Genomic DNA, 1017 nt, shown 5'->3' on the forward strand with positions numbered 1-1017 from the left:
TAGGTCCTGTTTCTTGGATCACGTGCGGAGCCAGATCACCAGGGCTGCCACGGTCACGGTGCCGAGATAGATGTAAGCGCGCTTGTCGTAGCGGGTGGCCACAGCCCGGAAGTTCTTCAGCCGGTTGATCGCCCGCTCGACAACGTTGCGCTTCTTGTAGCGCTCTTTGTCGAACCCCGTCGGGCGTCCACCGGCCGAGCCGCGCCTGCGGCGATTGTCCCGCTGGTCACGAGGCTCGGGAATGGTGTGCGGGATCTTGCGCCGCCGCAGGTAGAAGCGGTTCGCGCGTGAGCTGTAGGCCTTGTCCGCGCTGACGCTGTCCGGCCGGCTGCGAGGACGGCCGGGCCCGAGCCGGGGCACTGAGATCTTCTCCAGCACGGCCTGGAACTGCGGGCTGTCGCCATGCTGCCCCGGGGTGAGCACCAACGACAGCGGCCGGCAACGGCCGTCGGCGGACAGGTGAATCTTTGTGGTGAGACCTCCGCGTGAACGCCCTAGACATTCACCTGCTGGACCACCTCCGCCAGGCGGGCGGACAAGCTCAGCAACGCCGGATCGCCCCGCTTTGTCCCGCCGCGCGCCCCCTTTGCCGCAGGGAGCGCAGGCGGAGGTGTTTTACGCGCTCCGGCCGCATGCTGATGAGCCCGAGCCGTGGTCGAGTCGACCGACACCTGCCAGTCGATCCTGCCCTCGGCATCCTGGACGGCCTGGACCTGCGCGAGCAGATGCGCCCAGGTTCCGTCAGCTGACCAGCGGCGATGCCGCTTGTACACCGTCAGCCACGGTCCGAAGCGTTCCGGCAGGTCCCGCCACGGCACTCCGGTCCGCGCCCGGTACAACACGCCGTTGATGACCGTGCGGTGGTCACTCCACCTGCCACCGCGTGCTCCCGCGGGTGGGAGCAACGGCTTCAGCCGCTCCCACTCCGCGTTGGTTAAGTCCCCTCGGCCTCCCACACCGACCAGGGTGGAAGCCACACCGTGATCACGTCAGGAAATCCGAGAAACAGGCCCTAGT

1 pseudogene is annotated in these 1017 nt (G+C 67.6%); it reads right to left on the bottom strand.

Features of this window, described 5'->3' with window-relative positions:
• Positions 1 to 18: 18 nt before the first annotated feature.
• Positions 19 to 956 (bottom strand): annotated as a pseudogene (locus tag B1L11_RS44645) (IS5 family transposase).
• Positions 957 to 1017: the final 61 nt, after the last annotated feature.

Origin of the sequence: Microbispora sp. GKU 823 (genome assembly GCF_002027145.1) — a bacterium.
Classification (GTDB): domain Bacteria; phylum Actinomycetota; class Actinomycetes; order Streptosporangiales; family Streptosporangiaceae; genus Microbispora; species Microbispora siamensis.